This window comes from Methylobacterium sp. A54F (genome assembly GCF_053346035.1).
The window spans coordinates 47,405-55,942 of record NZ_JBKFBF010000021.1; the positions used below are offsets into that span (position 1 = coordinate 47,405).

An 8,538-nucleotide genomic window follows, 5' to 3' on the forward strand; every position below is an offset into this window, starting at 1 on the left:
GTCGTCGGGAGGGCCTGGCCGGACGGCCTGGCTCGCCTCTGGGCACATCGGAACACCGTAGCGAGGGAACGCGACTCGGCCGCAGCATGAACCGGCCGAAACCGGGCCGCAAGCCGTCCGGGCGCCGGCCTGCGACGGTGCGGAACCGCGGGTCGCCTTGCCCCACCGCGCCGCCCGGCTAGATTGGCCCCATGCAAGCACCCGGCACGCCGTCGCGGGACGTCACGGAACTGCGGGTCCGGGCGCTCACCGGCCTCAAGGAGATCGGCGCCGCGGCCTGGGATGCCTGCGCCACCTCGGCCGAGACCCTGGGGGCCGGGGACGAGACCCACAACCCCTTCGTCTCCCACGCCTTCCTGTCGGCGCTGGAGGATTCGGGCTGCGTCTCGCGCCGCTCCGGCTGGCTGCCGCTCCACGTGGCGGTGGAGCAGGGCGAGCGGACGATCGGGCTGGCGCCCTGCTACCTGAAGTCCCACAGCCAGGGCGAGTACGTGTTCGACCACGGCTGGGCCGACGCCTACGAGCGGGCCGGGGGGCAGTACTACCCGAAGCTCCAGGTGAGCGTGCCGTTCACGCCCGTGACGGGTCCGCGCTTCCTGATCGCCCCCGGCACGGCGCCGGAGACGGCGGTCTCGGGGATCGTCGCCGGCCTGCGGGCGCTGCGGGCCGAGACGGAGGCGTCCTCGATCCACGTCACCTTCATGCGCGAGGCCGAGTGGGAGGCCGCGGGGGCGTTGGGCTTCCTGAAGCGCACCGACCAGCAGTTCCACTGGGAGAACCCGGGCTACGGCGGGTTCGAGGACTTCCTCGGCGCGCTGAGCGCCCGCAAGCGCAAGGTGATCCGCCGGGAGCGGCGCGACGCGCTCTCGGGCGGCATCACGGTGGAGCACGTCACCGGCGCCGACCTCACCGAGGCCCACTGGGACGCCTTCTTCGCGTTCTACGTCGATACCGGCGCGCGCAAGTGGGGGCAGCCCTACCTCAACCGCCGCTTCTTCTCCCTCATCGGGGAACGGATGCCGGAGCGGATCCTGCTCGTGATGGCGCGGCACGGCGGGCGGTACGTGGCCGGCGCCCTCAACCTGATCGGCGATGCCGCCCTCTACGGGCGCAACTGGGGCTGCGTGGAGGATCACCCGTTCCTCCACTTCGAGCTGTGCTACTACCAGGCCATGGATTTCGCGATCGCGCGCGGGCTGCGCCGCGTCGAGGCGGGGGCGCAAGGCGAGCACAAGCTCGCCCGGGGCTACCGCCCGGTGCTGATGCACTCGGCCCACGACATCGCCGACCCGGCTCTGCGCCGGGCGGTGGCCGACTACCTGGTGCGCGAGCGCGCACACGTCGACGCCGCGGTCGGCGTCCTCGACGACCTCACCCCCTTTCGACGCGATGGCCAGGGAGATTCCCGATGACGGCGCTTGACCGGATCCGGACCTATGCGGACGAGCTGACGGCGCTCCGGCACGACATCCACGCGCATCCGGAGATCGGCTTCGAGGAGGTGCGCACCTCCGGCATCGTCGCCGGCCTGCTCGAGGGCTTCGGCATCGAGGTCCATCGGGGCCTCGGCGGCACCGGGGTGGTCGGCGTCCTCAAGGGGCGCTCCGACAACGGCCGCCGCATCGGGTTGCGGGCCGAGATGGACGCGCTGCCGATCGAGGAGGCCACCAACCTGCCCTACCGCTCGACGGTGCCGGGCAAGATGCACGCCTGCGGCCACGACGGCCACACCACGATGCTCGTCGGCGCCGCCCGCTACCTCGCCGAGACCCGCGACTTCGACGGGACCGCGGTGTTCGTGTTCCAGCCCGCCGAGGAGGGGCTCGGGGGCGCCCGCGCGATGCTGCGGGACGGGCTCTTCGAGCGGTTCCCGGTGGACGAGATCTACGCGATCCACAACGCCCCGAACGGGCCCCACGGGCATCTGCGGCTCCGCCCCGGGCCGATCATGGCGGCGGCCGACTTCTTCGACATCCGGATCACGGGGCGCGGCATCCACGCGGCGCAGCCCCACCAGGGCATCGACCCGATCCTCGTCGCCACGGTGCTGGCGCAGGGCCTGCAGTCGATCGTGTCGCGCAACGCCGATCCGCTGAAGTCGATCGTGGTCTCGATCACCCAGATCCACGCGGGTGCGGCCTACAACGTCATCCCCGAGACCGCCCACCTCGCCGGTACCGTGCGCACCTTCGACGCGGGCCTGCGCACGCTCGCCGCCGAGCGCATCCGCGCGCTCGCGGCCGGCTACGCGGCGGCCTACGGCGCCGAGATCGCGGTGGAGATCGACGACGTGTTCTCCGTCCTGGAGAACAGCGCCGACCAGGCGGCCGCCGCCGCCGAGGTCGCCGCCGAGGTGTTCGGGGCCGACCGGGTCGATCCCGATTGCACGCCCCGCATGGGCAGCGAGGACTTCGCCGACATGGTGATGGCGGTGCCGGGCGCCTATGCCTGGATCGGCGCCACCCCGGGCCCCGGCCTGCACAACGCCGCCTTCAACTTCGACGACAGCGTGATCCCCCTCGGCAGCGCCTACCTGGCCCGCCTGGTGGAGCGCCGCACCGCCGCCTGAGCCAACCCCGAGCCGCCCCAGCACCGCCGATGACGAGCCTCCACGACTTCACGCCCCGCGCCGCGGATGGCGGCCCGCACCCGATGGCGCAGTATCGCGGCCGGGTCGTGCTCGTCGTCAACACCGCCTCGAAATGCGGCTTCACCCCGCAATACGAGGGGCTCGAGGCGCTCTGGCGCCGCCACCGCGAGGCCGGGCTCGTGGTGCTCGGCTTCCCCTGCAACCAGTTCGGCGCGCAGGAGCCGGGCGACGCCGCCGAGATCGCCCGGTTCTGCGCGCTGAGCTACGACGTCACCTTCCCGGTGCTCGGCAAGGTCGCGGTGAACGGGCCGGAGGCCGACCCCCTCTTCGCCCACCTCAAGGCCGAGCGGCCGGGCGTCCTCGGGACCGAGGGTATCAAGTGGAACTTCACCAAGTTCCTGGTCGGCCGCGACGGCCGCGTCATCGGCCGCTACCCGCCCCAGGCGAAGCCCGCGGCGCTGGAGGCCGACATCCTGGCGGCGCTGGCGGAGCGCGACGGGGTCGACGGCGCTGGGATCTGATCCCCCGCTCCGCCGGATCGGGGCCGCGCCGGCGCCTCAGGCCGGCTGCGGCGCCCCCTCCACCACGCCCTTGGCCGCCCCCTTCGCTGCCCCCTTGGCCATGGCCTGCGCCTCGATGAACACCCGCGTGACGTTCCGGGCGCGGGCCTTCAGCTCGGCGTCGAGGCTCGCCACGATGCGCTCGACCTCGCCCGCGCTGAGGTCGTCGGCGAGGTCGAGGCTGACGTTCACGAGGATGTCCGAGGGGCCCATGTGCTGGGTCAGGATCTCGTTGACGTGGCGCACGCCGGGCTCGGCCCGGACGATCGCCTCGATCGCGGCGACGATCTCGGGGTCCGCCGCCTCGCCGATCAGCAGGCCGTGGGTCTCGATCATCAGGAAGATCGCCATGCCGACGAGCACGAGGCCGATGCCGATGGAGGACCAGCCGTCGAGCACCGGCATGTCGAGGACGTGGCCGAGGACCACGCCCGCGAGGGCGATGACGAGGCCGATGAGCGCCGCGACATCCTCCACCAGCACCGTGAACAGGGCCGGGTCCTTGCTGCGCCGGATCGCCGTGATGGGCGGGCGCTCGCCCTTCTCGGCCCAGAACGAGCGCAGGGCGACGAGGCAGGAATAGCCCTCGGCCGCCACCGCGAAGCCGAGGATCGCCACGTTCACCCAGAAGCCCGAGAGGTGGTACCCCCAGACCGTCGAATCGACGATCGGCTCCGGATGCTGGATCTTGTGGATGCCCTCGTAGATCGCGAAGGCGCCGCCGCCGAGGAAGATGAACAGCGCCACGATGAAGGCGTAGAAGTAGACCTCGCGCCCGTAGCCGAAGGGGTGCCGGGCATCCGCCGGCTTCTTCGCCCGCTTCAGGCCGACGAGGAGCAGGATCTGGTTGGCGGTGTCGACGAGGGAGTGCGCCCCCTCGGCGAGCATGGCCGAGCTGCCCGTGAGGGCGGCGCCCACGAACTTCGCCGCCGCGATCGCGAGGTTCGCCCCGGCGGCCGTGTAGATGGCGCCCGTGCTCTCGTGTGCCATGTCCCTCTGGTCCCCGGCTGCTCCGGGTCGAGAAGCCGCGCCGGCCGCTTCCGGTTCCGCGCGCGGTGGACGCCGCGGGCCGGCCCGTGCAACCTGCCCGCCGAGGGTGGGGCGCCGCACGTCCCGCAACCTGCCCCGGGGAGACGCCATGACCACGCCCGCCTACGAGCCCGGCAACATCTTCGCCAAGATCCTGCGCGGCGAGATCCCGGCCCACCGGGTCTACGAGGACGACCACACCCTGGCCTTCATGGACGTGATGCCCCAGGGCGAGGGGCACACGCTGGTCATCCCGAAGGCTCCGGCCCGGAACCTCCTCGACGCCGAGCCGGCCTCCCTGGCGGCCGTGGCGGCCACCGTGCAGCGCGTGGGGCGGGCCGTGAAGGCGGCCTTCGCGGCCGACGGCCTGACGGTGTTCCAGTACAACGAGCCCGCGAGCGGGCAGACGGTGTTCCACCTGCACTTCCACATCGTGCCCCGGCACGAGGGCGTGCCCCTGGGCCGGCACGAGGGCGGCATGGCCGACCCGGCGGTGCTCGCCGACCACGCGGCGCGAATCCGCGCCGCTCTCGAAACTTGAATCATTGGCGCGAATCCGCGCCGCTCTCGAAACCTGAATCACTGGCGCGGATCCGCGCCGCTCTCGGAACCTGAATTGCTGGCGCGAATCCGTCCTGCGCCCGAAGCCTGGGCCGGCGGCGCGCGTCAGGCCGCGGGCTGCGCGGCCGGCTGGGCGAGGGTGGCGAGGAGCCGGCGCAACGCCGCGTTCTCGGCCTCGAGCTCGTTGATCCGGCGCAGGAGCACCGCCACCGACGCGTCGGCGGCGCTCGGCTGGGCCGCGGCCTCGGCGCGCGCATCGTCCACGAAGGTGATGCCGATCCCGTCCTCGCGCCGCCAGCGCAGCTTCGACCGGAAGGTGCGGTCCTTCTGCGGGATGTAGAGGTCGAACTGCTCCGGCAGCGTCGTGGTCTCGCTGGCCTCGATGCGGGCGCCCGTGGCCGAGAGGTCGCGCACCAGGCAGTCGAGGCTCGAGTTCCCGTTGTTGAAGAGGATGCGCCCCTTCAGGAACACGCGCTGGCGCACCTCATTCCGATGCTCCGCGGACATGCGATCTGGCTCCGGTTCGAATGACGGCGCCACCCTCGCACGGGCATCTTAAGGAAAGTTATCCGCAATTCCCGAGAGTCCGGGGGCCCCGGCGCGCTCAGGCGAGGCGCCGGTCCACGGTCTGGAACAGGTAGAAGCCGTTGAAGCGCACGGCCGTGTCGGCGGCGTGCGGATCGAACCCGCCGGGGGCGTCGCCGGGCGCGGCGAGGCGCCCGCCATAGGCCCAGCGGCCGCCGACCACGAAGCTCGGCACGGCGCAGGATTCGGGCACCGCGCAGCACAGGCCCTCGGCGCCCTTGCGCCAGAACAGGTTGTAGCTTCGCATCGTCGCCTCCGCATCGCCGCCCGTGACCGTTCCATACAGGCACAATCCGTCGGGTTTGTGTCGAGGCGGTTTCGGGCGGGTTGCTCGAAGCCGGCGGCGGCGCCTGGGGGAGGGCGCGCTCAAGCGTCTGTTAACGACGATCGGCCTAACTGGCCGGGAGCCGCCCCCGGTGGGCGGGCCCCCAGTATCCGAGTCATCCTTGGCAGACATGCGCGCATCGGGACGGCCTCCGTACTCCCATCGTGACCCCGCCCGCCCGAGCCGCGGCGGCGACCGCTCCGGACTGTCGATCGGTGCGCTGGCGCACCGGTTGATGTCCCTGCGGCTGAGCCTGACCCGCCGCCTCGCCGGCGGGGCGCCGCGGCCGAGCTACGCCATCGCCGGCACCCGGCCGGCGCCGAGCTGGTCGGCCTCCCCGCAGGCCCTCCTCGGGCGCGAGCCGGGCGAGCCGCAGGCCCCCTACCCGTCCGCGGCCTTCGCGCCGGAGGATCCCGGGCCGGACCAGGGCTGGTCCGACCAGGCTTGGTCCGACCAGGCTTGGCAGGACCAGGCCTGGCAAGATCAGGCCCGGCAGGATCAGACCTGGCGCGACGCGGCCCGGCCCCGGCAGGCCTGGCCGGACCAGGTCTTCGACGACCGGGCCGACCCCGCGCAGCTCCGAACCGTCCGGGAGAGCCGCATCGACCTCGACGCCTCCTCGCCCGGCCTGCTGGTGCGCCAGCCGCGCCGCCCCGCCGCCATCACGCCGGAGGGCGCGAGCGCCCCGCGTGCCGCCGAGGCGGTGCCGACGCCCTCGGCCGTGCGCTTCACCCGCACGCCCGACACCGTGCTGCAGGAGCGGCGCCAGCGCGCCCTCGACGCCGAGCGCGCCGCCCTGGAGCAGGCCCAGGCGGAGGCGCAGGCCGCCGCCCTGGCGGTGCTCGCCGAGCGCGCCGCCGCCGAGGCGGCCGCCCGGCAGGCCGCCGAGCAGGCCGCCGAGACCGCGAGCGCGGCGGAGCGTGCCGCCGCCGAGGCCGCGCTCGCCCCGCAGCCCGTGCCGCTGTGGCGCCAGCCCTTCGTGCCGCCGCCTGGCGTCCGCTTCTTCCGCACGCCCGACCGACGCCCCGCGCGGCCGGCCACGGACGCCGCGCCTGAGCCCCTCCCCGCCCCGGCCGCCGCGCCGATCCCGGCCGCGCCCGACTGGTCGGAGCTGGCGAGCCTGTCCGACCTGCAGCCGTGGTTCGACGAGGGCGACTGGTGCTCCGTCGAGGCATGGTCGGCCGTCGCGGCGGACGCGCCCGCCGCGCCCCCGGAGCCGCCGCGCGCCGAGCCCTTCACGGTGACGGCGAGCGGCCAGCCGGCCGAGCGCTACGTGTCCGTGCCCGTCGACATCACCCACCTGCGCTCGCTGCCGGCGGCCCCGGTCTACGTGCTCGACCGGCTCGTGCGCTTCGACCACCCGCCGCGGCCGGCCGACAGCCAGGACAACGGCGCGGCGATCGCGGCCGCCGCGGCCGCTGCGCCGGTTCCGGCCGCGCGCCCGACGCTCTCCCTGGTGTTCGGCCCCGGCCTCGCGCCGCCGGCCGCTCAGCAAGCGCCCGCGGCCCGCCCGGCTCCGCTCTCCGCGATGGCGGCCCGCGCCGCCATCCGGGCCGCGATGCCGCCGGCTCCGTCCATGCCGGTTCAGGCCTTGCCGGTTCAGCCCTTGCCGGTTCAGCCCTTGCCGGTTCCAACCCTGCCTGTTCCGTCCCTGCCGGCGCGGCCCGCCGCCGTGGGTCTCCCGACCCTGCCCGTTCCGACCCGGCCGGTGCTCCTGCGCGGCAGGGCCGCGCCGCAGCCCGTCGCCGAGGTGCCCGAGGCGCCCGAGGCCGCGCTGCCCGAGCCGATGGCGGAGGCCGAGCCCGCGGTCGAGCCGGCCCTCCTGCCCGCTACCCTGCCGGTCGCCTCCCAGACCCCCCTCCCCTCGCCCGCCGGTCCCGCGCCCCTCATGCCCCGGGCGATCCTGCCGGAGCCCCGCGCGCACCTGATCCCGGCCGGCCGCCACCTCGCGGTGTCGGTGGTGGAGAACGCGGACTACGAGCACCCGTCCCTCGAGCTCCTCGCCATGCCGGAGGTCTCGGAGAGCGAGGAGGTCGATGCCGACGTGCTGGAGCAGAACGCCCTGAACCTGCAGCAGACCGTGCAGGATTTCGGGGTGCGGGGCGACATCCTGGCCGTGCGGCCGGGCCCCGTCGTCACCCTCTACGAGCTGGAGCCGGCCCCCGGCACCAAGTCGAGCCGCGTCATCGGCCTCTCGGACGACATCGCCCGCTCGATGTCCGCCGTCTCGGCCCGCGTCGCGGTGGTGCCCGGCCGCAACGTCATCGGCATCGAGCTGCCGAACGACACCCGCGAGACCGTGTACCTGCGCGAGCTTCTCTCCGCGCCGGATTTTGCCGAGACCAAGCAGAAGCTCGCCCTGTGCCTGGGCAAGAACATCGGCGGCGAGCCGATCATCGCCGACCTCGCCCGCATGCCCCACCTGCTGGTCGCCGGCACCACCGGCTCGGGCAAGTCGGTGGCGATCAACACCATGATCCTGTCGCTCCTCTACCGGCTGAAGCCCGAGGAGTGCCGCCTGATCATGGTCGATCCGAAGATGCTGGAGCTGTCGGTCTACGACGGCATCCCGCACCTCCTCTCCCCCGTCGTCATCGACCCCAAGAAGGCGGTGATCGCCCTCAAGTGGGCGGTGCGCGAGATGGAGGAGCGCTACAAGAAGATGTCCAAGATCGCGGTGCGCAACATCGACGGGTACAACGCCCGGATGAAGGAGGCGCGCGAGCGGGGCGAGGTCATCACCCGGACCGTTCAGACCGGCTTCGACCGTCACACCGGGGAGGCGGTGTACGAGCAGGAGGAGATGGACCTCTCGGCGCTGCCCTACATCGTGATCGTGGTCGACGAGATGGCCGACCTGATGATGGTGGCCGGCAAGGAGATCGAGG

8 protein-coding genes are annotated in these 8,538 nt (G+C 73.4%); 5 read left to right on the forward strand and 3 right to left on the reverse strand.

Annotated features, from left to right (window positions below; genetic code table 11):
• Positions 1–191: 191 nt before the first annotated feature.
• The 3 genes from ACLBXP_RS23965 to ACLBXP_RS23975 are packed head-to-tail and all read left to right on the forward strand — an operon-like array spanning position 192 to position 3,111.
• Positions 192–1,412 (forward strand): GNAT family N-acetyltransferase, encoded by a 1,221-nt coding sequence (locus tag ACLBXP_RS23965; protein ID WP_447670344.1) that lies wholly within the window; start codon positions 192–194, stop codon positions 1,410–1,412.
• Entirely contained in the window at positions 1,409–2,569 is a 1,161-nt protein-coding gene (locus ACLBXP_RS23970; protein ID WP_447670345.1) for a M20 aminoacylase family protein, read from the forward strand. Before ACLBXP_RS23965 ends, ACLBXP_RS23970 begins: the two co-directional genes overlap by 4 nt.
• 29 nt (positions 2,570–2,598) lie before the next feature.
• Complete coding sequence (locus ACLBXP_RS23975) at positions 2,599–3,111, forward strand: glutathione peroxidase (RefSeq protein WP_447670346.1); 513 nt, start codon at positions 2,599–2,601, stop codon at positions 3,109–3,111.
• 36 nt (positions 3,112–3,147) lie between these two features.
• Here the strand turns inward: ACLBXP_RS23975 and ACLBXP_RS23980 are convergent, their stop codons facing one another.
• Positions 3,148–4,140: a cation diffusion facilitator family transporter gene (locus ACLBXP_RS23980; protein WP_447670347.1), complete on the reverse strand. Its 993-nt coding sequence runs from the start codon at positions 4,138–4,140 to the stop codon at positions 3,148–3,150.
• Between the two features lie 148 nt (positions 4,141–4,288).
• On the opposite strand from ACLBXP_RS23980, the gene ACLBXP_RS23985 reads away from it, so the two are divergent.
• Positions 4,289–4,720, forward strand: a complete 432-nt coding sequence (locus tag ACLBXP_RS23985) for an HIT family protein (RefSeq protein ID WP_447670348.1) — start codon at positions 4,289–4,291, stop codon at positions 4,718–4,720.
• Positions 4,721–4,845: 125 nt separating this feature from the next.
• Here the strand turns inward: ACLBXP_RS23985 and ACLBXP_RS23990 are convergent, their stop codons facing one another.
• Together ACLBXP_RS23990 and ACLBXP_RS23995 are read right to left on the reverse strand one after the other, a co-directional pair.
• On the reverse strand, positions 4,846–5,247 hold the full coding sequence (locus ACLBXP_RS23990) for a PilZ domain-containing protein (protein WP_447670349.1): 402 nt from the start codon (positions 5,245–5,247) through the stop codon (positions 4,846–4,848).
• A gap of 97 nt (positions 5,248–5,344) precedes the next feature.
• Positions 5,345–5,572 (reverse strand): hypothetical protein, encoded by a 228-nt coding sequence (locus ACLBXP_RS23995; RefSeq protein ID WP_447670350.1) that lies wholly within the window; start codon positions 5,570–5,572, stop codon positions 5,345–5,347.
• A 313-nt stretch (positions 5,573–5,885) separates the two neighbouring features.
• On the opposite strand from ACLBXP_RS23995, the gene ACLBXP_RS24000 reads away from it, so the two are divergent.
• The coding region (locus tag ACLBXP_RS24000; protein WP_447670351.1) for a DNA translocase FtsK at positions 5,886–8,538 on the forward strand (2,653 nt) is incomplete at its 3' end.